Raw genomic sequence first — 24,911 nt, forward strand, 5'->3', positions numbered from 1 at the left:
CCGATCGCGAGCAATGCAAGGATGGCCCATCGGCCCGTCTCACGGCGTGAGGCGTTCTCGCCTGTGACCAGCGCCGTCTCCTGAGCGTTGATCGGTATGCTCATGCCACTCTCTCCAGCTTGCGTCCGCCGCACGACGGATCGCGTTATGCCGGATGTGCTCCGTGACACCGCCGGGTGCACGACAATTTTGTCGCCGTCGCGATAACTTCGCGGATTGTCGCAGCTCAGTCTCTAGGCGTGGCGTGACCACTCAGTTCGGCTCCGGCCGCCGGGTCAAAACGCGCGTTCACGAGCACCGCGCTCAGCGAGATCGTCACCACAGCACAGATCGCTAGAGAAAAGTCGTCGAATTGCGGCACGACGTGACCGCGCAGCTTCATCGCAAGGCTCAGGGTGCCGGACGCGGCGCACACGCCGAATGAGAGGGCAAGCTGTTGAAATGTTGCGTAGAAGCTGGTCGCGGCGCTCATGCGATGTGGCGCGATCTCGTCGTAGGCGATCGCATTGTAGGCGGTGAACTGCAACGAGACGAGAAAACCGTAGATCAGCAGCACAGCAGAGATGCCGGCCCAAGGCCATCCAGGACGGAAGATGCCGCAGATCGCGAAGGTGAGAGGTGCAAGCATGCCGATCACCGTCAGGGTTCGGCGAAACCCGAAACGCCGCAGCAAGGGGCGCGCGACACTCTTCATCGCGAACGCGCCGATCGCCATCGAAACGGTGATGATCCCGCTCGCCGCCGCGGTAAGCCCGAAGGCCAGCTGCATCATCATCGGCAGCAGGAACGGCTGCGCGCCTTGCGTGATGCGGATCAGCGTGCCGCCGATCACCGACAGCCGGAATGTCGGCACCGCAAGCAGCCCGAAGTCGAGAATTGGTCGCGCCGTCTTTCGGGACCGGTTAGCATAGCACACGCCGGCTGCGCAGCCGATCGCAAGCAACCCGAGTGCGATCGCGCCATGATCGGCCCGGCCCGCAAGTTGCAGACCGAACAGGATCGCGCTCAGCGCGATGCTGGACACGAGGAAGCCGGACGTGTCGAATGCAGGGGCGTCCTCCGTTCGGATATCCGCGATGAACCTTTGCACCAGGACGATCCCGAGCACGCCCATCGGCACGTTGATCCAGAAGATCCAGCGCCAGTCGAGATAGGTGACGATGAAGCCGCCGACTGGCGGCCCGAAGATCGGGCCGATCATCGCGGGCATCGACAGCCACGACATCGCCGATACCATATCGCGCTTGGCGACCGTGCGCAGGAGCAGCAGCCGGCCGACCGGCACCATCATCGCACCGCCGACACCCTGCACAAACCGCGCGGCTACCAGCGTCGTCAGATCGACCGAAAGCCCGCAGGCGACCGATCCAAGCACGAACACCAACATGGCCGCCTGGAACACCCGGCGTGCCCCGTAGCGGTCGGCGATCGTGCCCGAGGCGGGGATGAAGACCGCCAGCGCCAGCATATAGGAGGTGAGTGCAAAGCCGATATCCGATGGCGGCACGCGAAAGTCGCGCGCCATCGTAGGCAACGCGGTCGCCAGCACAGTGGCGTCGAGGTTCTGCATGAACAACGCACAGGCGACGATCAGCGCAGTGGTGCGGTAGCTCGGCAGCCGGACGCCGTCTGTCCGGCGCGGAAAATGCGGTGTCATCGGCGACTTCAGGTGGGACGTCCGATCGTCGGCTTCATCGCTCATGTCGAAGTCCGGGCTGCCGAACATCGTTAGTAGCGTGAAGGGATACCGCCGCTCGCCCCTCATGACACCGATGATTTTCTCGAGAGATGGCACAGGGTACGACGATGTTGGAGGCGTAGTGTTCCAAGGCACGTGCCCACCAGACACACCTGTGCCGGGCCAGCAATGTTTTGGCAGCGTGGCTCACAAGCGATTCCTCCGGGCGCTCGCGCTATCAATCCGGCAATCCGCCGCTAAATTCGTTCTCGTCCCGATTCATTGATAATGCCGCAGAGGGCGGCGTGGAGGGCAGTCCGATACTTCACCATCGATCGCGTATTCGACGTGCCCGATATCAAGCGGCGACACTGTCAGACCGACGTGGCATCGACGTCAGCGCGTTAGTAGCGTGCTCGGATGCAGCCGCAAGTCCCGAGCCAAGCCGCCTTCGCCGTTCCGCTGCTTTGAATTGTCACCGGATGTGATCCGCCTAGCGGCGATAATGTATGTGCGGTATCCGCTCTCATTGCGAAACGTCGAGGACCTTCTGTTCGAGCGCGGCATTGACCTCAGCCACGAGACCGTGCGGCAGTGGTGGAACAGGTTCGAGCCGATGTTTACGGACCATATTCGGGCGCAGCGCGTCTCGCGCATGCGAGGCTTCCAGCACTGGCGCTGGCATTTGGATGAGATGCTGACGGGGAGATGGTCTACCTCTGGCGTGCCGTCGATCATGGAGGCGAAATCCTCGAGAGCTACATCACCAGGACACGCGACAAGGACGCAGCGTTTTGCTTCATGAAGAAGGCGCTGAAGCGGCACGGTTCGCCAGAGGCAACCACCAACGAAGAGTCGCGTGACTATCGCGCTGCCGTGGACGAGCTCGGCAACGCCGATAAGCAGGAGATCGGACGTTGGGCCAATAACCGGGTTGAGAACAGGACCTGTCCTTTCGACGACAGGAGCGCGCGATGCTGCGGTTCAGGCGCATGAAGACGCTACAGAAGTTCGCCTCGGTTCACGCCAACGTCCACAACCACTTCAATCTCCAACGCCACCTCATCGATCGCCAAACTTACAAGGCGCGCCGCTCGGCCGCACTGGTTGAGTGACAGTCGCTTGCATGCCGATCGGCGCATCAGGGACCTACCTGAATCTTCTAAAGACGCGTTCGAGTTAGTTTGACAGCACCGGCAATAAGAATGAAGCAAGAGCAATTGGCAGCTCGCGGCGGAAGCTGCCGCTCAAAGCTCGATGGGTGAACGACGCATTCTGGTCGACACTTGCCGGTGTCCTTCGTCGCAACGACTCACCAACCGCCGTTCAGCCGCCGTTTGCGAGCTCCAACTTCAGACATCCATTCATCCAGACGAATGGCGGTTCAGACCGCCGCAGAAAGCCGGGCCGCGAGGCACTCCGCCCGTCCGCGCGATCAATGGCAGCACAACCATGTGCATCGCGGCGGAGGGCCTGATTGCGTGCGATCGGCCGCGGCAGTTGCCCGGACCGGCGCGTTTGTCCGGCGCGTGCGGCTGTGCCATGAACGCGCGACGCCAAGGACCCGCAGAGAGCGAGCCTGGTTTCAGGAGGGGTTGCGGGCGATGAACGAGGATGTGCTGTCGCTCAAGGCGTTGCAGGCCCGGCAGAAGCGCGCGGCATGGGTCGGCGAGAACATCGTTCCCTATGAACCTCGTATCCGAGCCTGGCTGCGGCGGTGGCATGTCTCACCTGAGGATGCCGATGAACTGTTGCAGGACGCCTATTGCCGGATCGCGCTGCTGGAGAGTGTCGATCACATCGACCGGCCGCTCTCCTACTTCTTTTCGATCGTCCGCCATTTTCTCGCCCGCCGCCACCGCCGCCAGCAGATCGTTTCATTCGAGCTGATCGCCGAGGTTGATGCGTTTCAGGATGATCCGGCGCATGGATTGGAAGACCAGATGTCGGAGCGGTTGATCTACCAGAAGATCCTTGGCCTGATCGACGAACTGCCGCCCAGATGCCGCGAGATCGTTCGCTTGAGGAAACTGGAAGACTGGCCGCAAAAGCGGATTGCCGACCACTTGCGGATCAGCGAAAAGACCGTCGAAGCTCAGATCCGTCTTGGCCTGAAGGCGATACGCGAGGCTTGGGACAGGCAAGAGGCCAGGACCAGGATCAGGTCGGGCGGGCAGTATCAGGCAGGAGCCAAAGTCCGATGAGCGGCCCCGGCGTTCCGACCATGCGAGACGAAGCGATCGAATGGGTCGCCTGCATGGACCGCGGCGACTGGTCTGCCGCCCTCGAAGCCAATCTGCAAAGCTGGCTTGCCGCCGACCCAAGGCGTTACGGCGCCTTGTTACAGGCGCAGGCGACGTGGACGATGCTGCGCCCGCCGGCCGAGCGGAGCGTGGATGACAATCCCGAAGCAACTCCGGAGGAGCTGCCCGAGCAGAAGGCGGGTCCGTTCCAGACGTTGCTGGGCAGGCGTGCGCTGATCGCGGGTGGCGGCTCGGTGCTGGCTGCATCCGTCGTCGGCGGAGCTCTGCTGCTTCAGCCGAGAACCGTGTTGCGCACCGATCTCGGCGAGATCCGGCACGTGCCGCTCGACGACGGTTCGATCGCCTCGCTCAACACCGGTAGCGAAGTCGACGTGCTATACGGTCGCGATCGCCGCGATATCCGGCTGAAGCAGGGCGAAGCGTGGTTCCAGGTCGCCAAGAACCGGGCAAGGCCGTTCCTCGTCGAATCCGGCCCAATCCGGGTGCTGGCGGTCGGAACCGCCTTTTCGGTGCGCCGCCGCGAGACGGGCGCAGACATCGTCGTGACCGAAGGCGTGGTCGAGATCTGGTCGGAAGACGTCGACAGCAAGCGCACCCGTCTGGTCGAAGGCCAGAGCGTCTTCCTCGCCGACGATGCGCGCGTCCACAACCTCGCCGTCGCCAATGCAAGCGGCGAACATGCGTTGGCGTGGCGGGGTGGCCGCATCGAACTTGTGGACGAGCCGCTCGCCGACGCGATCGGCGAGTTCAACCGCTACAACCGGCGCAGGATCGTGCTGCTCGATCCGCACATCGCCGGCAAGCGGCTCGACGGGTTTTTCCGCACCGACGACATTGACGGGTTCGCGCGCGCGGTGAACGTCACGTTCGACGTTCCGGTCGATCTCAGCCGGCCGGACGAGATCCGCATCGGCACCGGCACCCCCAATGCATAATTTCTTTTAAGGGTTAAGTCCGCCGCCGGGTCTCTTTCCCAAGGCAGGTGCATCGCATCTGACGAAAAAACGGGGGGGACATGCCATGAAGCTGAAGCTGCTTTGCGGGACGACCGCGCTTACCTGCGTCGTATCGGCCACCGCGCCTGCGCTGGGCCAGAGCAAGGCGTTCGACATTCCTGCGCAACCGCTCGCGCCCGGCCTCATCCAGATCAGCAAACAGGCCGACGTGCAGATCCTCGTCGCGCGCGATGTCTCGGCGAACAAGCGCGGCAACGCGGTGCGCGGCACGATGACGGTGCCGGTCGCGATCGATCGGTTCACGCGGGGCGCGGGCCTCGTCACCCGGCAGACCGGCGAGCATACCTATACGGTGGTCGCCACCAAGCCAGCATCCGCCAGGCACGAGGTGCCCTCGCCAGCCCCTTTAGCCATGGGCCGGTCGACCAGTGATCCGCGTCCGCCCGCACGTTCACCCGCAGAGCAGGCCGACATCCCCGACGCGGCCGCAGAAGCTGCCGCCACCGACATCGTCGTCACCGGCTTTCGTCAGTCGTACATCGACGCGCTGAAGATGAAGCGCGACACGGTCGGCATCTCGGACAGCATCTCGTCCGACGGCCTCGGCCGCTTCCCCGATCTCAATGTGGGCGAGGCGTTGCAGCGCATTCCCGGCGTCCAGATCAACCGCGAGGCGGCGTCGCGCGACGCCACCATCAACCTGCGCGGCCTGCCTGGCACCTACGCCCGATATACGATCAATGGGCAGGCGTTCGCGGACCCGGTGCTCGACGGCGCGACGCCGCTCGGCGCGTTCAATGCGGACGTGTTCTCCGCGATCGCGGTACGCAAGACGATCGCCGCGACCGATCAGGCGGGCGGCCTGTCTGGCATCGTCGACCTTCAGGTTCAGCCAGCCCTCACCCGCAAGGACGGCGGCTTCTTCAAGCTGGCGGGCGAGTATGACACGCTCGGCAAATACGCGACGCCGGCGGGGACGATCGGCTACAACAAACACCTGTCGTCCAACTTCGCGGTGTTCGGCGTGGTCGCTTACAAGAAGGAGCAGTTCCGGCGGGATTCGATCTTCTTCAACGCCTATTCGCCGCTGTCGCCGACGACGACGCCAGGCTTCGCCTCCTATGCGGATTATTATGCGCCGTTCAACGCCAACGGCACCTGCCCGAGCGGACAGGTCTGTGCCGCGAACGGCACCGGCGCCAAGGGCAAGACCGGCGTGCTGTACGCCTCCGACCAACGCCAGGCGATCCGGTTCAACAAAGGCTCGCTGCTGACCGCTGCCGGCGGTGCACAGTGGAAGCCAACCAACGAACTCAGCTTCGGCTTGACCGGTTTCTACACCCGTCGCAACTTGCAGGACAGCTCGACCAACCTGCTCGAACTCGACATGCGCTCCGCGCGCGCGATCATCAGCCCGACCACGCCGGTCGTCGTGGAGGGCGATGGCAACGCTTATGTGCAAGGCTTCAACTATTCGAACATCCAGATCAACGACTCCGTTCGGTCGCAACCGCTGGTCGAGCAGATGTGGGACGTCATCGGCACCGCCGAGTGGAAGAACGACGTGTGGCGCGTGTCGGGCACGCTGACCGACTCGCGTGGCGAGAACAACGCGGTCGAGACCCAGATCGACGTTCGCAACCTGCCGACCGCCGCCGGTAACGGCACCAGCGGCGCGTTCAACTCGGGCGGTGCCAACATCGCCGATTACCAGCTTAGCTTGAACCGGAATCCGGCGGTGATCGTACCCTCCGGCCCGTTCACCTGGACGGCGGCCAACCAGCCGACGCAGGTGGCGGCGAACGGCGATCAGCTCGTCGTCGCCGGCTCGTCCGCATACGGCCTCAACCGGGTGCGCGCGGCGCAAGGCGAGATCGAGCGCAAGTTCGATCTGCCGGTCCTGTCCGGGATCACCATCGGCGCGCGCTATCAGCAGGACCGCTATACCTCGCGCGGGTACCGGACGAGCGCGAAGGGCGTGCAGACGCAGAATATCGACGGCAAGTTCCTGACCGACAACCCTTCCGCGAGCAGTTTCTTCGGTGGCAGCGGCGGCAATTACCTGTCGAACTGGCCGCAACTCGACTACGACTATATCGTCTCGCGGCTCCAGCCGGCGACGACCTCAGCCGCCGATGTCGTGACGCCGACCGGGTGGATCAACGATCCGACCAACTCGGCCTACTCGCTCTACAACTTTCAGGCGCGCCGCAACATCTTCGCGGCCTATGCACAGGCGCAGCTCGGCTTCGAAATCGCCGGCATCCCGGTGAAGGGCTATGCCGGCGTGCATTACGAGCAGACGCGACAGCGCATCAACGCGCTGTCGCAACAGGTCACGGCAAGCGGCGCGACCGCGTTCGTGCCAACGCAGTTCCACCAGGACTATCACGACTTCCTGCCCTCGGCGTTCCTGTCCGCCAACCTCACCCAGAAGCTCGTGCTGCGCGCCGGCTACAACAAGGCGTTCGTGCGGCCGGTGTTCCGCACGTTGACGCCGACCACCACCGTCAGCCCGAACTCCACCGGCTATGCGATCCAGTACGGCGGGTCCGACCTGAAACCCTATAATGCCAGTTCCGAAGACGCTTCGATCGAGTGGTACAACCGCCCGGGCGGCGTGATTTCGCTGGCGCTGTACCGCAAGGTCATTACCAACCTGATCGCGCCGGAGAACCGGCAGGACCAGCTGTGCCCCTCCGATGCGTCCGCGCTCGGTCTCGGCACACTGACGACAGTCGGCACCACCTGCTTCAGCAACCTGCTCGTCGCGGGGAACCCGGCGATCATCACCGCGTCGGGCAATTACAACCAGCCGAACCCGATCACGGTCACCGGTGTCGAGTTCACCGTGCAACAGGATTTCAATTTCCTGCCCGGGCTGCTCAAGAACCTCGGCGGACAGGTGAATTACTCCTACACCAGCATCTCCGGCACCAACGCGAACGGCACCAAGGCGATTCTGCCTGGCGTCTCCAAGAACAACATCAACGTGATTGGCTACTACGAAAGCCGCAAGGTGGGGGTGCGTGTCGTTTACACCTGGCGCGACCAATATTCGTTGACGGGCGCGAACAGCTTCACCGGCGGCAACAGCTTCGTCGCGACGCGCGGCCAGATCGACTCCTCGCTGTCGTTCAAGTTCAACGAGCAATATTCTCTCTCGCTGGATACCTTCAACCTCAACGATGCGAAGCGCGTGCAGTATCAGGTGGTCGAGGGCATTCCGCGCCAGGTCGATTATGACGGCCGCACCTTCACGTTGAGCTTCCACGGCACGTTCTGACCGGCCCGACCACCCTGCCCTGCTGCAATTTCCTGAGGATGCGAACCATGCCTATTGTCACGCCGATCGGCAAACCCGTCAGTGCAGCGGCGCTGCTGTTGCTCGGGGCGGTCGCCTCCCCGCTCGCGGCGCAGCCGGAGGCGGCAACGGCGACCGCGCCGCTCGAACTGTCGGCGATCGACACCGTTTGGTCTGGGCACAGCGTCAAATCCGCACTGGCGGTGACCGATACGATGATCGTCGTTGGTTACTATGACGCCAACCGGCAACTCACCATCGCATCGCGCGCGCGGGGCGATGGTGCGAGCTGGCGCTACCAGAAGCTGGACTCGTGGGTCGGCTGGGATTCGCACAACTACGTCGCACTGGCGGTCGATGGTACGGGCAACATCCACGTTTCCGCCAACATGCACCGCGACCCGCTGCTCTATTACCGCACCACCGTGCCGGGCGACATCCGTACCCTCGTGCGCGTGCCGGTAATGGCGGATGCGGCAGTGGAGCGCAGCGCGACCTACCCGATCTTCCTGCACGATGCGGCCGGTCGGCTCGTCTTCAAATATCGCGACGGGGCGAGCGGCAACGGCAACGAAATCTACAACATCTACGACACGCAGTCAGGCCGCTGGCGCCATCTGCTCGACACGCCACTCACCGACGGCGAGGGCCAACGCAACGCCTATTTCATGGGGCCGGTGCTCGGACCGGACAAACGCTTCCACATTGCGTGGGTTTGGCGCGAGTCGCCAATGGCGGAGACCAACCACGATCTGTCCTACGCGCGCAGCAGCGATCTGGTGCATTGGGAGGATTCCAGCGGAAAGCCGCTGCACCTGCCGATCAAGCTTTCGACCGCGGAGATCGTCGACCGCGTTCCGGTCGGCGGCGGCATCATCAACAACAACACCGTCGTCGGCTTCGATCCCGCCGGACGGGTCATGATCACATTTCATAAATTCGATGCCGCCGGTAATACGCAAATCTACGTGGCGCGGCGCGATGCAGCAGGGTGGACAATAGCGCAGGTCAGCCAATGGCAGAACTTCCGCTGGGATTTTCGCGGTGGCGGCTCGCTCGACAGTCGGTTGTTCGTCGACGGCGCGGTGCCGGTCGGAAGTGAGCAGGTGAAGGTCTCCGTTATTCGTGACGGCAAGCCAATCGACTTCCTGCTCGACGCGCACAGCCTAAATTTGCTCGAGGAAAAACCCGGAATGCGCCTCGCCGAGCGTCTGGCGCCATTAATTGTAGAGCCGTCTGGCATGATGCTGAACACGGTGGAAGATTCGGGTGGATCAGGCGTGGCACTCGCCTGGCCCTCGCGCCCGCCGCACCGCGACCAGCCGAGCTCGGACATTCCGGCACCGACAGTTTTGGAGCTGGTGCAAGCGACGAAATGAGCGGAAATTGCTGGCAGCTGCAGTTAGCCGCCCTGTCCGGTAGCGAGATCTGCGATCATCGTACCATCATATTCGCTCGCCGCGAATTTGGACGATGCTTGATGTCGTTCCAAACAAACTACGGTTTGACCCACACTCAGTCGTTCGAGGCTCAATCTCCGCAACCCAATTCCGGTCGCTCGTTCATGTTGGTTGAACGTTCGTTTCTAGGCATTCGAAAAAAACGCCCATGGAGCGGCTTCAGATAGAAGCTGCGAGAGGCCAGCATCGCGCTACGACGATCGATAGCTGCCTTTTCCTGCGCCATCCGACGCAACGTTTGGCTTCGGCCGTGTAGATGGCAGTCCTCGTTCTTCTACCTCTGCCGTTTATTTCGGTTCATACGCCAACGATCAACGGGACAGCTCAGCGAAGTGGAAACCCGAGGTGTTCCAGCGCCAAGTGGAGCGCGGCTCGCCCTGCCATGGTAGCGGGGCCCCGCGTTCGATCGACGGCCAACTCTGACCAGTCGCGCTCGACAAGCCTTTGTTCGCGCTGAAAGGATCGCAGGCGTTCGTCATAGGCGTCAACCGCGCGCTGCTGCTGTTCGCTCCATTCGTAAGCTTCATGGAAGAGCACAGAGGCCTGCGGCAACCGCGGCTTGACGGCACTTGGGCGGTGCGGGTCCGGAATGCCGACGGCCAGCCCTAACAGCGGAAATTGCCGCGGCGCCAGGTTAAGTTCGACCGCCAACTCCGCCGGTCGATTGCGGATGCCACCGATATAGACCGAGCCAAGGCTGAGGGACTCGAGCGCCACCACCGCGTTCTGCGCCGCGAGAGACGTGTCCACGGCACCGAGCAGGAACGTCTCGACATAATCGAGAGCATCGACCCGCGCGTGTCGCTCCGCCGCGATCCGGCTCAGGCGATCGAAGTCGACCAGCCATATCAGCAGCAGCGGTGCCTCGACGATGTGCTTCTGGTTGCCGGCAAGCGCGGCGAGACGGGCCTTGCGCGCCGGGTCCTGCACCGCGATGACGCTCCACACTTGCAGGTTTGAGGAGGACGCCGCCGATTGCGCAGCCGCGACCAACGTCTCGATGGTAGCCTCCGGCACAGCGTCCGGCAGGAAGGCGCGTACCGAGCGGTGCTCGATCAAACCGTCGATCGCCGCCGTGTGACGGATCGCCGGTGTCCCGGCAGGATCACGGTAGCGCGCGCCCAAACCGGCAACCCCCGCCGCCGCGTTCATGAAGCTTGCGCCACGACGTGACGCCGGTCGGCCAAGCTGTTCGGCGGCCGCCGCAGACCGAGGTTCTCGCGCAGCGTGCGGCCCTCATACTCCTCGCGGAACAGCCCGCGCCGCTGCAGGATCGGGACGACCTGATCGACGAAGTCGGTGAGACCGGTCGGCAGGATCGGCGGCATGATGTTGAAGCCATCGGCCGCCCCGCCGCGGAACCACGTCTCGATGAGATCGGCGACCTGCTCAGGCGTGCCGACCGTCGTCAGGTGCCCCCGCGCGGTCGAGATCTGCCGGTAGAGCTGGCGCAGCGTGGGCCGCTCGCGCTCGACCAGATCGGAGACGAGCTTGAGCCGGCTCTTGCTGCCGTTGGTATCGCCGGGCAACGGCGGAGCGACATCATCAAGCGAATAGCCGGACAGATCGACGCCCTGATAGTGGCGACGCAGGATCCCCCAGGCGATCTCCGGCTGCACCAGCGCCTGCAACGTCTCGTAGCGCGCTTTCGCCTCCGCCTCGGTGCCGCCGAGCACCGCGAAGATGCCCGGCATCACCAGCAGATCCTCTCGTCGGCGGCCGTATTTCGCAAGCCGGCCTTTCACGTCGCCGTAGAATGCCTGCGCATCCTCCAGCACGAGGTTGGCGGTGAAGATCACCTCCGCCGTCCGCGCCGCCAGTTCGCGCCCAGGTTCCGATGCGCCCGCCTGAACGATGACGGGATAGCCCTGCGGCGGCCGCGCGATGTTGAGCGGACCGCGCACCTGAAAATGCTCGCCCTGGTGCCCGAGAACATGGAACCTGTCGGTGTCGAGGTACACGCCCGAGGCGCGGTCGCGCACGAAGGCGTCGTCCTCGTAGCTGTCCCACAGGCCTTTGACGACGTCGATATATTCCTCGGCGCGCTCGTAGCGCTTCGCGTGGTCGAGATGTTCGCCGCGGCTGAAGTTCGCCGACACGTCCGCGCCGGTCGTCACCACGTTCCACGCCGCCCGGCCACCCGAGATCCAGTCGAGCGAGGCGAATTTCCGCGCAGTCGTATAGGGATCCTCATAGGTGGTGGTCGACGTCGCGACGAACCCGATCCGCTCGGTCACCTGCGACAAAGCGGACCAGAGCGTGACGGGCTCGAAATGCGCGGCCTTGGCGTTCTGGCGAAAGGTCGCCACGTCGGTGAAGTCGGCATAGCCGCCCGGACTGTCGGCAACGAACAGGAGGTCGAGCTTTCCACGTTCTGCGACGCGGGCGAGGTTCTTGTAATGCTCGAGATCATGGCCCGCATTGGGCTCGGCGTCAGGGTGGAGCCATGCCGAAACGTGGTGGCCGGTCGCCTGGACGAAGGCGCCGAGGCGGAGCTTGCGATCGGACGTCATACGGTGATCCTTTCACTACGGGCATAAGGCGCTCTGACGGCATCCACCGCCACACCAAGCAGATCGAGCAACTGATGCTGGAGCGCGGCCGCGCGCTCGCGCCGGGCGATGCCCTCGGCGGGCAACGCCACGCGCAGATCGGCGGTGATGCGGCCGCCGTCGAGAACGATGACGCGGTCGGCAAGCTCGATCGCCTCGTCGACGTCGTGCGTAACGAGGAGTACGGCCGGGTCATGCAGCGCCGACAGCTTGCGCAGCAAGGCGTGCATCCGGATCCGGGTCAAAGCGTCGAGCGCGCCGAACGGCTCGTCGGCAAGCAGCAACGCCGGCCTGCGTACCAGCGAGCGGGCGAGCGCGACGCGCTGCTGCTCGCCGCCTGACAGTTCATGGGGCCAGGACAGTTCGCGCCCGCCCAGCCCCACTTCCACCAGCGCCTCGCGGCCGCGCGCCTGCGGGTCAGTATCGGTGAGCCCGAGCACGACATTGTCGAGCACGCGCTTCCACGGCAACAGTCGCGCGTCCTGAAACACGACGGAGAGCCGCTTGGGCACGCGTATCTCGCCGGTGCCCTCGGCCTCGTGATCGAGCCCGGCGAGAGCGCGCAGCAAGGTGCTCTTGCCCGAGCCGCTGCGCCCCAGCAGCGCGACGAATTCGCCCGGCGCGATATCGAGGCTGATGCCGTCGAGCACACCCTTGCGGGTGAAGCGGCGGGTAAGACCCCGCACCTGCACCACCGCGCTCACGACGCGAGCGTCCGGCGCCAGCGGAGCGCACGCTGCTGGACGACACGCACAACCGCGTCCGATGTAAGGCCGAGCAGCGCATAGACGACCAGCCCGACCAGCATCACGTCGGTCTGCGCGTAGTTGCGCGCGAGCGTCACCATATAGCCGATGCCGCTGGTCGCGTTGAGCTGTTCGACCACGACCAGCGCCAGCCACGCCGACGTCACCCCGAAGCGCAGGCCCGTGAGCAAGCCGGGCAAGGCGCCGGGCAACACGACGTGCAGAATGAACGCCGCCCGGCCGAGCCCGAGCGTCTCGGCGAGTTCGACTTGCTTCAGATCGATCGCGCGGAGCGAGGCGTGCGTCTGGATGTACACCGGCGCAAACACCGTCACCGCGATGACGGTGACCTTCATCGCCTCGCCGACGCCGAACCACAACACCATGAACGGAATGAGCGCGAGGATGGGAATACCGCGCTTGAGCTGCACCAGCCCGTCGATCACATACCCGCCGAGCAGGCTCAGCCCCGACAGCAATGCAAGCCCGACGCCGGCGATGGTTCCGAACACCAGCCCCTGTGCCGCGCGCCAGGCCGATATGGCGAGGTTATCCTGCAAGCGCCCGTCGCGGATCAGTTCGACGCCGGTGGTGACGGCGGTCCAGGGTGCGGGCAGGATGCGGTCGTCCAGCCAGCCGGTCGCCGACAGGACCGACCAATAGAGGATCAGCAGCAGCGGGCCCAGCACCCAACCCGCAGCGAGCGGCGCGCCGAGACCGAGACGGCGCAGTCCCGGTGGCCCGGACTGAACATCGACGGCATCGACCGGCAACGCCACCGGCGGGGGGACCAGATGGAAAGGTGCGTTCATGGATGCTCCTGTCGCGATGTGGACGGGCTTGCGGGGGCGACGGTCGCGGTGTCGAACCCGCGCCGGACCGACCCGGCGAAGCGCGAATCGAACAAGGTGGCGGCGTCAAAGCGCGGCTTGCCCAGCTCGGGCGAGAGCAGATTGATCGCCGTCTGCTGATACGCGATCGGATCTCGCCAATCAGCCGGTATCTCGGCCACGCCCGTCGCCGCCACGATAAGCCGCGCATCGTCGAGCTTGAGCCCCTGCGTGCCGACATAATAGCCGCGGGCGAGCTCTTCGCCATGGTCGCGCCGCCATGCCCACGCGCGACCCCACAGCACCGCGAACTGGCGCAGCGCGGCGGCCTTGGCCGGGTTTTCCAGCACCTCGACCGGGACATAGGCGAAGATCGCATCGTCGCGGAAATCGGGATGTTTTAGGATACGTGCGCCGTCCCCGCCATATTTGCGCACGTACCGCTCGGCAACGATGCCGCCGCCGATCGGCGCCATGTCGACCACGTTGCTGGCGAGCGCGCTGGTATAGACGTCCCCGCCAGTGCTCGAAGGCAGCTCGACCAACGTCACGTCGCGCTTGGTAAGCCCGGCCGCGCGCAGCGTCTGGAGAACGACCTGGCCTTGAACCTGGCTCGGGCTGATCGCGATGCGCTTGCCGCGCAGATCGGCGATCGAACGGATGTTGGCCTTGGGCGCGATGCCGAGCACGAAGGCGGGGTGGGCGAGCGGGTCTTGCCGGTAGGCGGCGGCGATGATCCTGATTGGCAAGCCCACCCACGTGGCGTGGATCGGGGGCACATTCGCGCCCAGGCCGACGTCGAGCGCCTTGGCATGGAACGCTTCGGTGACGTCAGGCCCGCCGGTGATCTGCGCCCATCTGATCTGGAACGGCAGTCCCTTGTCCCAGCCGTTATGCTGCACGACCCACTGCGTCACCGGATCGCCGACGGTCAGCACCGTTCCGGCGGGAACGCTCTGCGGCAACGGTGCGGACAGCGCCAGCGCGCCGCCCGCATGCGCTGCCCGGTTCGGCGCGAACAGCACCAGCAGCCCCAGCGTGACCGCGACGAACGCGGCCAGCGCGACGGCGCCCCAAGGCCTTGACCGGGCGGCGACCGGCATCACCCGAGCACGTTGAACAGCTCGCCTTCGAGCTGTTGCGACACGAAGCCGTCCGGCCCACGGGTCAGTTCGCCGGCCACGGTGATGCGCCGAACCGCGCGCGGCAGGTCGAAGTGCGCATAATCGATCGGCCCGGCATGCGCGACCGCCTGATTGTCCCACACAACCAGCGATTTGGGCCGCCAGTGGAAGCGAACCTGATATTCCGGACGCGTCGCTTCGTAGAACAGCAGATCGAGCAGCGCCTTGCTCTCCGGCTCCTTCAGCCCGACGATATGGCTGATCGTTCCCGGATTGAGGAACAGCAGCCGCTCGCCCGTTTCGGGATGCACGCGCACCAGAGGATGCAGCGCGACGAACGGCCCCTTGGTACGCCCGTCGCGGCGCGGCGCGCGGGTGCCGCCGTCGTAATCGGTGGTGCGATGCACCGCCTGCAAGCCATCGACCAGTGCGCGGACCGGCGGAGACAGCCCCTCATAGGCCGCGATCAAATTGGTGAAGAGCGTATCGCCGCCGAATGGCGGGATTTCGACGCCGTGCAGGATCGAATAGCGGTTGGGATTGGCGACGAAGGTGATGTCGATATGCCACCCTTTGTAATCGCGCGGCGGTTCGCGACCGGGCGGCAGGCTGGTGTTGCGCGTGCGCCGGGTGCGATATTCGTCGACCTTGCGCTCCCAGATCTCCGGATGGTCCTCCAGCCCTTCCGCGATCGGGTGCGCCGGCGTCAGCGGGCCGAATGCGCGGCCGAATGCCTTTAGTTGATCGTTGTCGATATCCTGATCGCGGAAGAACACCACGCGCCAGTCGTGAAGCGCCTTCTGAATGTCGGCAGCGACACCGGGCGTGATCGGCTGACGCAGGTCCACGCCCGAGATTTCGGCTCCGATCGTCGGTGTGACGGGGGCGACGGCGATATGATCATAGGCGAAACGGCTGCTATTGGTGGCCGGCTTTAAAGCGGTGACGGCGTTCATGGTCTGCTCCCTCGAAAGTTGAGATCGGTTCAGGCGGCGACGGGTTCGGGCGGCACCAGCTTCAGGCTCTCGGCCGGATAGCGAGCACCGGTGGTCGCCCCACGTGGGAAGGCCTCCTCCAGCGCGGCAATCGACTCCGCGTCGAGCTCGAGCTGGTTGGCGTTCCAGTTCGCCTCCAGATGCGCGATGTGGCGGGTGCCGGGAATCGGCACGACCTGCTTGCTGAGCACCCAGGCGAGACTCACCTGTGCGATGCTCACGCCGAGCCGCTTGGCGACCTGCTCGATCGTTGCGCGGCGCTGAGTGTTCGCCGCGACCGCGTCCGGCTGGAAGCGCGGATGCTGACGTCGGCGGTCGTCGGGATCGCTGATCTCCGAACCGGCAAGGAAGCCGCGACCGAGCGGGCTATAAGCGACGAAGCCGATGCCGAGGTCGCGCACCGTCGGCAGGATTTCGGCCTCCACATCGCGCGTCCACAGCGAATATTCGCTTTGCAAAGCCGTCAGCGGATAGGTGGCGTGCGCGCGGCGGATCCCCTCCGCCGTCGCTTCGGAGACGCCGACCCCGCCGATTTTACCCTCGTCAACCAGCCGGCCGAGTTCGCCGACCGAGTCCTCGATCGGAATGTCGGGATCTACGCGGTGTAGGTAATACAGATCGATATGATCGAAACCGAGCCGGACGAGGCTCGCTTCGACCGCGTCACGCGGGCTGACCGGCACGACATCGCGCCCGCCCCCGTTCGGTCGGTGTACGAACTTGCTGGCGACGACCAAATTCGCGCGACGATCCGCCAGCGCGCGGCCGAGCAAGCGCTCGTTATGCCCCGCCCCGTAGCCGGTCGCAGTGTCGAAGAAAGTGACGCCTAGATCGATTGCGCGGTGGACCGTCGCGATCGAAGCTTCATCCTCGGCCGCACCGTACACGTTGGAAAGCCCCATTGCGCCATAGCCCTGGCGGCTGACTTCAAGGTTTCCGATACTTGGCATGATGTGACTCCTGACCCGGGTGTGACGCCGCCAGACTGCGCCAATCCACCGGCTATCCGAACCAAGGATAACTTGAGTCGGCGCTAGAATCCATATCAAACAAGTATGATATAAACGATAGGCTCAGAAGCTAGGTGCCGGCGTTCGCGCGCGTGACCGTTAGGAGCGAAAGCCGCGCAAAACCGCGCCTTTCTGCTGCTTCAGCAGCCGGAGCCGGAGTTACAAAACGGTGGCAAACACAAAATCTACGCCGTGGCAAAGATTCAATTCCCATTGACTTAATATATTTTGAAGATGAGCCTTGGCCTTCGGGTTGGCGGTGGTGAGCGCACCTGTGCCGGGCGTGAGCGTCGGCCATCGAACACGCTCGTCGTCGGTCGGAAGCGCTCCCGAGAAGAGCGGCCGACGCCACCCCGTCAATCGCAATCGCAGGTCATGGGAGGCCACCTTGAAAAGAACGAGTCACGCTGCCTTGTTGTCGACGATCGCCCTTGCGGTCGGATTGGCCGCCCCGGCACATGCCGCAAACGTCGAGCCGCCCGCCAGCGCCCCCGAACCCGTCGCCGCGGGCGCCCCGTCGCCCGAGGCCGGGAGCGACATCGTCGTCACGGCACGCCGCACCGTCGAGCGCGCGCAGGATGTTCCGATCGCGCTTTCGGTGCTGACCGGCGGAACTCTGGAACGACGCGGCGGCTACACGCTGAGCGATGTCCAGTTTCAGACGCCGAGCCTCACCGCCTACAATTCCAACCCGCGCAACTCGTCGATCGGCATTCGCGGTATCGGGGTGTCGTCGGCATCGGACGGGCTGGATACGTCGGTCGGCGTCTATATCGACGGAGTCTATCTCGGTCGCCCCGGCATGGCGCTGGCCGATCTGATCGACATCGACCGGGTCGAGGTGCTGCGAGGTCCGCAAGGCACGCTGTTCGGCCGCAACAACTCGGCCGGCGTGCTGAACATCACCACGCGCAAGCCCGAATTCACCTTCGGGGCCACCGCCGAGGTTTCGGCCGGCAACTATAACTACAATCAGGAGCGCGTGAGCGTCACCGGGCCGCTGCTTGATGGATTGCTCGCCTTCCGCGTCACCGGATTCAACACGCGCCGCGATGGCGTGCTCGACAACATCAAGACCGGCGCAAGCGCCAACGGCGTCGGTCGGAGCGGCGGCCGCATTCAGTTGCTGGCGACACCCGCAAGCAACCTCACTGTCCGCCTGTCCGGAGACTTCTCGGTCGAGGACGACAGCTGCTGCGTCAGCGCAACCAAGCTGGTGCTCCCGGCGAGCCTCAGTGCCACCACGGCACGCACGCTACAGGCGCTCGGCGCACTCGGCTACACGCCAGCCCGCAGCCTCGACTTTACCCAGAACAACTCGCCGCAGAACATGAAGACCGACCAGAAGGGCGTCTCGCTGCAAGCCGACTGGGATTTTGGCGCGGCAACGCTCACATCGATCTCGGCTTGGCGGTACTGGCACTTCAATCCGCTGCAAGACAGCGACGGCACGCCGCTCGACGTCATCCAGGTCAACGTGGCGCAGACGCGCGACCAGCAGCTTTCACAGGAGCTGCGGCTTTCCTCGAAGCCTAGCCGCCTTACCTGGCAGATTGGCGGATATCTGTTCCATCAGGTTTTGCGCGATCACTTCATCCTCAACCAGTTCGGGTATGACGCGAGCGCGTTCTACACCACATATGCACGACTGGCGAACCCGGCGGCGGCTGCGATCACCATCGCGCCGGGGTCGCAGTACCTCGACGACGTGCGTAGCACGGTCGACAGCGTCGCCGTGTTCGGGCAGGCCAATTACAAGATAACCGACCGGCTGACGTTGACCGGCGGCATCCGCTACACGCACGACAAACGCTACGGAAAATCGGACACCTCGACGGTCGGAACACCCTATGCCGCCACCTCGATCCCGTTCCACTACGATGTGTCGGTGACCGGCGACAATGTCTCGTATCTCGCGACGCTCGCATACAAGATCACCGACGATGTGCTGGCTTATGGTTCCTATTCGACCGGCTATAAGGGCGCCGGGCTCAACCTCAACTCCGCGGTATCGGCCGGCACGCCGCTCGTGCTCGCCCCGGAAAAGGTGAAGAACTGGGAAGCCGGCATCAAGAGCCAGCTTTTCGACAAGCGGCTGACGCTTAACCTCAGCGCCTTCTCAACCGATCTGTCGGGCTTGCAGGCGAATATCGTGCCGACCAATGGCAACCGATCGTACCTCGCCAATGTCGGCGACGTGCGCGCGCGCGGTGTCGAGCTGGATGGCTCACTGGTCGTGACGCCCAACCTGACGATCGATGGCAACGCCTCGTACAACGACGCGAAGTATAAAAGCTATGTGAACGCTCCCTGCCCCGTCGGTGTGACGGGGATCTGCGACCTGACCGGCAAGCCGCTGTTCCAGGCGCCGAAATGGGTCGCGAATGCCTCAGTCGAGTACCACGTCGAGTTCGCGGGCGGCGTGCGGCCTTACGCGATCGCGCAGATCAGCTACCGGTCGAGCACATTTGGTACCGCCGACGACGGGCCGTACAGCCGCATCAATCCCTATGCTTTGGCGAACTTCCGGGTGGGCGCGACGTTCGGCAACGACCGGTACGATCTGTCGGCCTGGATCAACAATGCGTTCGACAAAGAGTATTTCCAGAACCTGTCCACCACCGCGATCGTCGGTGCATCGCCATTCGCTTATGCCGGGCAGCTCGGCACCCCACGGACGGGTGGCGCCACGTTCCGAGCCAGCTTCTGAGCCCGGTATGCGAAGCGGTGCCATCCAAGGGAATAACAGCGAGCAGGCGCTTGTCATATCAACCGCGCGAGGACCCAGAAGTGGAAGTTCGGGCCGCCCTGCTCGCTTCCCAACTTCGGTCGTTCATTCATGTGAACTGATCCATTGCCGTAAGCGGAGTGTCGAGGGCGCGGAACGGCGAAAAGTGGGACATTGCTGCCGTTGCTTGGTCAAGATCTAGAAGTCTGACTTCGCCATAAGCCGTCCTCTCGACGCCTTGGCTCGAGACACGCCATCCAAAAGAGGAACCTCTCAGAAGACTGCCGACAGTCTCCTGCACGGCTGCTCATCTGTCAGTTCACCAGCCCGTCCAGCCGATAGCGCGACACATACGCACGCGCGAGTTGGACGGGCAGAATGCGCGACGGCTGTTCACCGGCCAGCGAGGCCAACCTGCTCCGTCGCCCAAGCACGGACTTATAGAGCCTAAGATTGCGGCAACCTGTCGCGGGTGGGCGCGCCAGCTGTCCCGACCCGGCCCATCCGGCGGTCGCGTCGCCGCATCTAAGCGCGCGGCCATCGCGTCGTTCCAACGTGCCGACAAGGCATTCATGAAACAGGATATGTACTGTATTTCGGCCGAGCCGATTTTCTCCCCTTCGCCCTGTGACCGGTCGGCCCCGTCCGGCGAATATGCAGAAAGACAATAATGCATATTGTCGCGGTGCGAGGCTTACTAAGATGACGACACCGTTACCCGTAGACGTGTGGGTAACCGAGGATGGGCAGATCCGGCAGGAGCTGCTCGCAAACGGTCGCTATGACGAGGCGCGCGGGGAGGAGCGGAGCGCCTATCAAGGCCGCTACGAGATCGACGGCACGCATATTCATTATCGGGACGTTACCGGCTTCGAAGCCGACGGCGACTTCATCGGCGGGGTGCTGCATCATATCGGGCTGCGCTTCCACTGGGAAACGCCTGCCGCCTGAGCGATCTGCGCCGCTACCGCTCCACGGGCGCGGGCTCCCCTTCTCCATCGAAAGTACAATTTTGCGAAAAGCTCTCTTCCTCGCGATGGCCGCAATGGCGTTGATCGGCGCGGCAACGCCGGAAACGCGCGTAGCGGTGTCTTTGCCCGGGGAACCGGGCGCCGATGCGCACGGTCGCCTGTTGCTGTTCGCGGAAGCGGCGACAGCCGAAAATGAGAAGGCGGACGCTGTCGATACGGACGCGGCCAATTGGGACGACGTGCGTGTCGCCGCGCGCGACGTGGCGAGCTTTGATCCCGCGCGCCGGGTGATGATCGACGTGGAGGATACTGCCTTCCCGCAAGCCTCCCGCGCCTTTCCGCCCGGCGACTACCGGGTGCAGGTCGTGCTCGATCGCAACGGCGACTATGCCTATGCTGGGCGCGCGCCGGGCGATCTCGTCTCGAAGGTGGTGACGCTGCATTTCCCACTGGCGACCGTCCCGGCGATTCAGCTCGACCACGATATGCCCCCGGAACCCGCCCAGTTCGACACGACCGCAATATCGCCGGTGGCGGCCGCGCAGATCCTCGCATCGCGCCCGCACCTGCACGATGAGCGCATCGCCTCCAGCGCGCTGACGCGCTTTCGGGGCACCCCCCGGACAATCGCCGCCTGGGTGCTGACGCCGCCGGGCTATGATCCGAACGCACGCAAGACCTATCCGACCGTCTATCTGGCGGGTGCGTTCGGCGTCTCGCACAAGCTCAATGGCCAGCAACTCTCGCGGGTATGGCATCTGATGGAGACCGGCGAGATTCCGCCAATGATCTGGGTCGCGCTCGATCATGGCTCGCCGGTCGGCACCACCGAATTCGCCGACAGCGTCAATAACGGCCCGTGGGGTCAGGCGCTGGTGGCCGAAGTCATCCCGACGCTCGAGGCCCGCTATCGGATGGACGCCAGGCCGTCCGGCCGGTTCCTGACCGGGCACAGTTCGGGCGGCTGGTTCGCGCTGTGGGCGATGGTGCGCTACCCGTCCGTATTCGGCGGCGCATGGCCCACCTCGCCCGACCCGGTCGACTTCCGGGCGTTTCTCGGCGTCGATCTCTATGCGCCCGGCGCCAATCTCTACCGCGACGCGGCCGGGACTCCGCGCCCGATGGAACACAACGGAGACACGGTGCGCACGACAATCGAGCGCTTCGCACAGGATGAGGCGGTGCTTGGACCGGAGGGCGGGCAGCTCCGCTCGTTCGATTGGACGTTCTCGCCGCGCGGCGTGGACGGCAAGCCCGTGCCGCTGTTCGATCGCGTCACCGGGGCCGTCGATCCCGCCGTCGCGGCCTATTGGCGCGACCATTACGATATCGGGCACATGATCGAGACCGACTGGCCCCGCCTGAAGCGCGACCTGGACGGGAAGGTTCATATCGCTGTCGGTGCGGCGGACTCCTACTATCTCGATAGCGCCGTGCACCGGCTCGAGGCCGCCTTCCGCACGGTCGGTGGCCGAGCCGACTTCACCTACGTGCCCGGCGCCTCGCACGCCTTCAATGCGGTCTACGCGCGCGGTGGCGATCGCAGTGCGTATTGGAAGGAAATGACCGCCGCCATGTACGCGATCGCGCGACCGGGCGGCCTTGATGCTAAGGCGCATGGCTCCAGCGGGGGAGAAGCCGAATGACCGATCAGAGCCTCCAGCCTCTTACCGAGCAAGCCGCCGATCCGGCACCGAAGAAGGTGCGGATCCAGTCGCTGGATGTCATCCGCGGGCTGGCGATCCTCGGCATCCTTGCGGTCAATGCGGACGGCTATGCCGCGCCGCAATCTGCGTCGCTCAAGCCCGACATGTGGCTGTTCCCGAACCAGGACTGGTCCGCCGCCTCCTACTGGATCATGGACACCTTCTTTCACGAGAAGTTCCTGACAATCTTCTCGATGCTGTTCGGGATCTCGCTGTTCCTCGTCGGCGGCGAGTGGTCGGACCGGCGGAAGAGCCGCATCCTCGCGCGTCGGCTCGCGATCCTGTTCCTGTTCGGAATGCTCCACGGCTTCGGCATCTGGTGGGGCGACATCCTGTCGCTCTACGCAGCGACGGGCGCGATCATGTTCTTCTGTCGATCGTGGCCGCCACGCTTGCTGCTAGCGGTGGGCGTGGTGCTCTATGCGAGCATCGCGCTGTCCTCGATCCTCCCCACGGTGCCGCCGAAGCCGCACGCGGCGGCGGTCGCATCGGCCAGCGCCGACGCGCCAGCCGCCGCGATAATCGCGCGCAAGGCGCGCGTGGCGGCCTCACTCGCCGATGCGAAGGACTCGTGGGCGGGTGCCTACCGGCAGAACACGCGCTCCTATCAGAAATTGCTGTCCGGTGACGTTTCGCTCATTCCCCAGACGCTGGCGCTGATGATGATCGGCCTAGCGCTCTTCCGGACCGGCTTTCTCGCGGGGCGGCTTTCCGGCCGCCGCTATGCCGTGACGGCCATCATCGGACTGGTGACGCTTGTCCCGATCGGTTGGCTGTGCTGGCAGACGAGCGTTCTCGGGCGATCGATCCATGGCGAGCACGGCATGGTGCTGCTGCTCTCGCCGCTCGTCGCGCTCGGCTATGTCGGCATGCTCGTGCTGCTGATGCGATCGCGCTGGGCCGGCATGCTGTCGCCGTTATCGGCAGCCGGCCGCATGGCCTTCACCAATTATCTTACGCAATCGATCATCATGACCAGCATCTTCTACGGTGGCCGGGGTGCGCTAATGGGCGAGATCGATCGCCCCGGCCTCTGGCTTATCACCATCTTGATCTGGATGCTGCAACTCGTCTGGTCGCCGCTATGGCTCCGGCATTTCGAGATGGGGCCGTTCGAATGGGTCTGGCGCTGCCTCACGCTGGGCAAGCAGGTGCCGCTGCGGAAGGCGCCTGCAGGCGCGGCGACCGTCACCTGACGGTTCGGCGCGCCCTATCGTGCCTCTATCGTCCCGCGCGCAGCAGCGTGCGGATGCTCGCCGCAAGCGTGCTGGCTGCGCTCGCATGATGCCGCTCCAGCGTGCGGGCGAGTAGCACGATCCGGGAAGTCGGCAGCTCCGGCAGGCCGCTGTGGTCGGCATAGGGCGGCAGTCCGATCGCCGTCAGGCGGCCGAGCGGCGCGATCCCTGCGCCGGCGCGCACGGCAGCCGCCAGCGTTAGGCAGCTCCCGCCCGTAAACGCTTCCCGCCATGCCAGGCCGGTCTTCTCGATCGCGGAGATGGCGGTGGCCCGCACGCCGCACGGCGGCGGCAACAGGACTAGCGGCAGGGTATCGCCCCTTGGAGCTTCGCCGTACCAGTCGAGGCCATCTTCGCCGAGCACCTCGCCATCGCTGCCCCCACCATCGCGGCGGATGACGGCAAAGTCGATCTCCTTGCGCTCGTAGAGGTCGCGCATCTCGTGCGAAAGGCCGAGGCGGACCGTCAGCCGGGTTCGCGCCGGCAGCCCGTGCCGCAGCGCGCACAGCATCTCGTCGAGCGAGGCGCCGAGCACATGATCGCTGATCCCGAGCGAAACGGACGGCGCATCGCCCTTTTCGTCCATCAGCGCCGCCTCATGCGCCGCCAACAGAGTACGCGCGTGGTCGAGGAATATTGCGCCCGCCTCGGTGAGGCGGACATGGCGCGGCGAGCGATCGAGCAACTTGCGACCGAGCCGGGCCTCCAGCGCCTTGATGCGCTGGCTGACGACCGGCTGGACCGTCCCGGCCGCCTCGGCCGCGCGAGTGAGATTGCCGAACTCGCTGACCAGAACAAACAGGCGGACGGATTCTAAATCGAGCATCATTGCGGTTCACGATGATAGAAATCGAAATTCATCGTATTTATATATCGTCGGACAGATCCCATCAAGGGGCCGGAAGGAGACGCCCATGCCCATGATTAATGTTCGCTACGTCACGCCGAAGCAGATCGAGGATCCGCGTTCAGACATCGCCACCCTCGCGGCACGTCTCGGTCACGAGATCCTCGGCAAGGATGCCGGCGTCACCGCCGTGCTCGCTGAGGCAGCCGACCCGAACGGCTGGTTCATCGCCGGCAAGCGGCCGACCGACGAGGGGCTGGCCGCGTTCTGGCTCGACATCAAGATCACCGCCGGCACGAACACCAAGGACGAGACTACCGCCTTCGTGAAGGCGATGTACGAGGGGATGGCGTCGATCCTCGGCCCGCTGCACGAAGAATGCTATGTGCTGGTTCACGCCGCCGATGGCGACGCTTATGGCTATGGCGGGCGGACCCAGAACGGTCGCTGGGCTGCCAGCCATCCGGGGTGAGGAGGATCAGGGCATCAGGACGTCGATGCACTT

The 24,911-nt window shown here is 64.6% G+C and carries 18 protein-coding genes and 1 pseudogene; 10 read left to right on the forward strand and 9 right to left on the reverse strand.

Features of this window, described 5'->3' with window-relative positions; all coding sequences use genetic code 11:
* Positions 1-226: 226 nt before the first annotated feature.
* A complete protein-coding gene (locus AC3ANX_RS17035; protein WP_488334420.1) occupies positions 227-1,702 on the reverse strand; it encodes an MDR family MFS transporter in 1,476 nt (491 codons plus the stop codon).
* Between the two features lie 388 nt (positions 1,703-2,090).
* Here AC3ANX_RS17035 and AC3ANX_RS17040 point away from each other — a divergent pair.
* The 5 genes and pseudogenes from AC3ANX_RS17040 to AC3ANX_RS17060 all read left to right on the forward strand — a co-directional run bounded on the left by AC3ANX_RS17040 (position 2,091) and on the right by AC3ANX_RS17060 (position 9,581).
* A pseudogene (locus tag AC3ANX_RS17040) lies at positions 2,091-2,793 on the forward strand (IS6 family transposase).
* A gap of 489 nt (positions 2,794-3,282) precedes the next feature.
* The gene (locus tag AC3ANX_RS17045) at positions 3,283-3,882 is read left to right on the forward strand and encodes an RNA polymerase sigma factor (RefSeq protein WP_488334421.1); all 600 of its coding nucleotides are present in this window, start codon (positions 3,283-3,285) and stop codon (positions 3,880-3,882) included.
* A complete protein-coding gene (locus tag AC3ANX_RS17050) occupies positions 3,879-4,877 on the forward strand; it encodes a FecR family protein (RefSeq protein WP_488334422.1) in 999 nt (332 codons plus the stop codon). Before AC3ANX_RS17045 ends, AC3ANX_RS17050 begins: the two co-directional genes overlap by 4 nt.
* 85 nt (positions 4,878-4,962) lie before the next feature.
* The gene (locus AC3ANX_RS17055) at positions 4,963-8,184 is read left to right on the forward strand and encodes a TonB-dependent receptor (RefSeq protein ID WP_488334423.1); all 3,222 of its coding nucleotides are present in this window, start codon (positions 4,963-4,965) and stop codon (positions 8,182-8,184) included.
* Positions 8,185-8,282: 98 nt separating this feature from the next.
* Positions 8,283-9,581: a BNR repeat-containing protein gene (locus tag AC3ANX_RS17060; RefSeq protein ID WP_488334424.1), complete on the forward strand. Its 1,299-nt coding sequence runs from the start codon at positions 8,283-8,285 to the stop codon at positions 9,579-9,581.
* 405 nt (positions 9,582-9,986) lie between these two features.
* Here the strand turns inward: AC3ANX_RS17060 and AC3ANX_RS17065 are convergent, their stop codons facing one another.
* From AC3ANX_RS17065 to AC3ANX_RS17095, 7 genes are read right to left on the reverse strand one after another with little or no spacing between them, the layout of a single operon-like run.
* Positions 9,987-10,814: a nitroreductase family protein gene (locus AC3ANX_RS17065; protein ID WP_488334425.1), complete on the reverse strand. Its 828-nt coding sequence runs from the start codon at positions 10,812-10,814 to the stop codon at positions 9,987-9,989.
* Positions 10,811-12,175, reverse strand: coding sequence for an LLM class flavin-dependent oxidoreductase (locus AC3ANX_RS17070; protein ID WP_488334426.1), 1,365 nt, complete (start codon positions 12,173-12,175; stop codon positions 10,811-10,813). The genes AC3ANX_RS17065 and AC3ANX_RS17070 overlap by 4 nt, the downstream gene beginning before the upstream one ends.
* Entirely contained in the window at positions 12,172-12,918 is a 747-nt protein-coding gene (locus AC3ANX_RS17075; RefSeq protein ID WP_488334427.1) for an ABC transporter ATP-binding protein, read from the reverse strand. The genes AC3ANX_RS17070 and AC3ANX_RS17075 overlap by 4 nt, the downstream gene beginning before the upstream one ends.
* Positions 12,915-13,772, reverse strand: a complete 858-nt coding sequence (locus AC3ANX_RS17080) for an ABC transporter permease (protein ID WP_488334428.1) — start codon at positions 13,770-13,772, stop codon at positions 12,915-12,917. Before AC3ANX_RS17080 ends, AC3ANX_RS17075 begins: the two co-directional genes overlap by 4 nt.
* Entirely contained in the window at positions 13,769-14,893 is a 1,125-nt protein-coding gene (locus AC3ANX_RS17085; RefSeq protein WP_488334429.1) for an ABC transporter substrate-binding protein, read from the reverse strand. The genes AC3ANX_RS17080 and AC3ANX_RS17085 overlap by 4 nt, the downstream gene beginning before the upstream one ends.
* On the reverse strand, positions 14,893-15,870 hold the full coding sequence (locus tag AC3ANX_RS17090) for a TauD/TfdA dioxygenase family protein (protein ID WP_488334430.1): 978 nt from the start codon (positions 15,868-15,870) through the stop codon (positions 14,893-14,895). The genes AC3ANX_RS17085 and AC3ANX_RS17090 overlap by 1 nt, the downstream gene beginning before the upstream one ends.
* A 29-nt stretch (positions 15,871-15,899) precedes the next feature.
* On the reverse strand, positions 15,900-16,859 hold the full coding sequence (locus tag AC3ANX_RS17095; RefSeq protein WP_488334431.1) for an aldo/keto reductase: 960 nt from the start codon (positions 16,857-16,859) through the stop codon (positions 15,900-15,902).
* 475 nt (positions 16,860-17,334) lie between these two features.
* On the opposite strand from AC3ANX_RS17095, the gene AC3ANX_RS17100 reads away from it, so the two are divergent.
* From AC3ANX_RS17100 to AC3ANX_RS17115, 4 genes are all read left to right on the forward strand, one after another.
* Positions 17,335-19,629 (forward strand): TonB-dependent receptor, encoded by a 2,295-nt coding sequence (locus tag AC3ANX_RS17100; protein WP_488334432.1) that lies wholly within the window; start codon positions 17,335-17,337, stop codon positions 19,627-19,629.
* 720 nt (positions 19,630-20,349) lie between these two features.
* Positions 20,350-20,598, forward strand: coding sequence for an Atu4866 domain-containing protein (locus AC3ANX_RS17105; RefSeq protein ID WP_488334433.1), 249 nt, complete (start codon positions 20,350-20,352; stop codon positions 20,596-20,598).
* A gap of 85 nt (positions 20,599-20,683) precedes the next feature.
* The gene (locus AC3ANX_RS17110; protein WP_488336984.1) at positions 20,684-22,264 is read left to right on the forward strand and encodes an alpha/beta hydrolase-fold protein; all 1,581 of its coding nucleotides are present in this window, start codon (positions 20,684-20,686) and stop codon (positions 22,262-22,264) included.
* Positions 22,261-23,520 (forward strand): DUF418 domain-containing protein, encoded by a 1,260-nt coding sequence (locus AC3ANX_RS17115; RefSeq protein ID WP_488334434.1) that lies wholly within the window; start codon positions 22,261-22,263, stop codon positions 23,518-23,520. The genes AC3ANX_RS17110 and AC3ANX_RS17115 overlap by 4 nt, the downstream gene beginning before the upstream one ends.
* 25 nt (positions 23,521-23,545) lie before the next feature.
* Here AC3ANX_RS17115 and AC3ANX_RS17120 read toward each other — a convergent pair whose 3' ends face one another.
* Positions 23,546-24,388 (reverse strand): LysR family transcriptional regulator, encoded by an 843-nt coding sequence (locus tag AC3ANX_RS17120; RefSeq protein ID WP_488334435.1) that lies wholly within the window; start codon positions 24,386-24,388, stop codon positions 23,546-23,548.
* Positions 24,389-24,473: 85 nt separating this feature from the next.
* Between AC3ANX_RS17120 and AC3ANX_RS17125 the strand changes: the two genes are divergently transcribed.
* Positions 24,474-24,878: a tautomerase family protein gene (locus AC3ANX_RS17125; RefSeq protein ID WP_488334436.1), complete on the forward strand. Its 405-nt coding sequence runs from the start codon at positions 24,474-24,476 to the stop codon at positions 24,876-24,878.
* Positions 24,879-24,911 lie beyond the last annotated feature (33 nt).

This window comes from Sphingomonas sp. BRN-1R, assembly GCF_057748035.1.

What these genes read in the sequence shown, in the direction of transcription:
- AC3ANX_RS17120 (WP_488334435.1), bottom strand. Translation starts at nt 24,388, where the DNA reads ATGATGCTCGATTTAGAATCCGTCCGCCTGTTTGTTCTGGTCAGCGAG.
- AC3ANX_RS17080 (WP_488334428.1), bottom strand. Translation starts at nt 13,772, where the DNA reads ATGAACGCACCTTTCCATCTGGTCCCCCCGCCGGTGGCGTTGCCGGTC.
- AC3ANX_RS17055 (WP_488334423.1), top strand. Translation starts at nt 4,963, where the DNA reads ATGAAGCTGAAGCTGCTTTGCGGGACGACCGCGCTTACCTGCGTCGTA.
- AC3ANX_RS17045 (WP_488334421.1), top strand. Translation starts at nt 3,283, where the DNA reads ATGAACGAGGATGTGCTGTCGCTCAAGGCGTTGCAGGCCCGGCAGAAG.
- AC3ANX_RS17085 (WP_488334429.1), bottom strand. Translation starts at nt 14,893, where the DNA reads ATGCCGGTCGCCGCCCGGTCAAGGCCTTGGGGCGCCGTCGCGCTGGCC.
- AC3ANX_RS17095 (WP_488334431.1), bottom strand. Translation starts at nt 16,859, where the DNA reads ATGCCAAGTATCGGAAACCTTGAAGTCAGCCGCCAGGGCTATGGCGCA.
- AC3ANX_RS17110 (WP_488336984.1), top strand. Translation starts at nt 20,684, where the DNA reads ATGGCCGCAATGGCGTTGATCGGCGCGGCAACGCCGGAAACGCGCGTA.
- AC3ANX_RS17115 (WP_488334434.1), top strand. Translation starts at nt 22,261, where the DNA reads ATGACCGATCAGAGCCTCCAGCCTCTTACCGAGCAAGCCGCCGATCCG.
- AC3ANX_RS17050 (WP_488334422.1), top strand. Translation starts at nt 3,879, where the DNA reads ATGAGCGGCCCCGGCGTTCCGACCATGCGAGACGAAGCGATCGAATGG.
- AC3ANX_RS17035 (WP_488334420.1), bottom strand. Translation starts at nt 1,702, where the DNA reads ATGAGCGATGAAGCCGACGATCGGACGTCCCACCTGAAGTCGCCGATG.
- AC3ANX_RS17090 (WP_488334430.1), bottom strand. Translation starts at nt 15,870, where the DNA reads ATGAACGCCGTCACCGCTTTAAAGCCGGCCACCAATAGCAGCCGTTTC.
- AC3ANX_RS17065 (WP_488334425.1), bottom strand. Translation starts at nt 10,814, where the DNA reads ATGAACGCGGCGGCGGGGGTTGCCGGTTTGGGCGCGCGCTACCGTGAT.
- AC3ANX_RS17070 (WP_488334426.1), bottom strand. Translation starts at nt 12,175, where the DNA reads ATGACGTCCGATCGCAAGCTCCGCCTCGGCGCCTTCGTCCAGGCGACC.
- AC3ANX_RS17125 (WP_488334436.1), top strand. Translation starts at nt 24,474, where the DNA reads ATGCCCATGATTAATGTTCGCTACGTCACGCCGAAGCAGATCGAGGAT.
- AC3ANX_RS17105 (WP_488334433.1), top strand. Translation starts at nt 20,350, where the DNA reads ATGACGACACCGTTACCCGTAGACGTGTGGGTAACCGAGGATGGGCAG.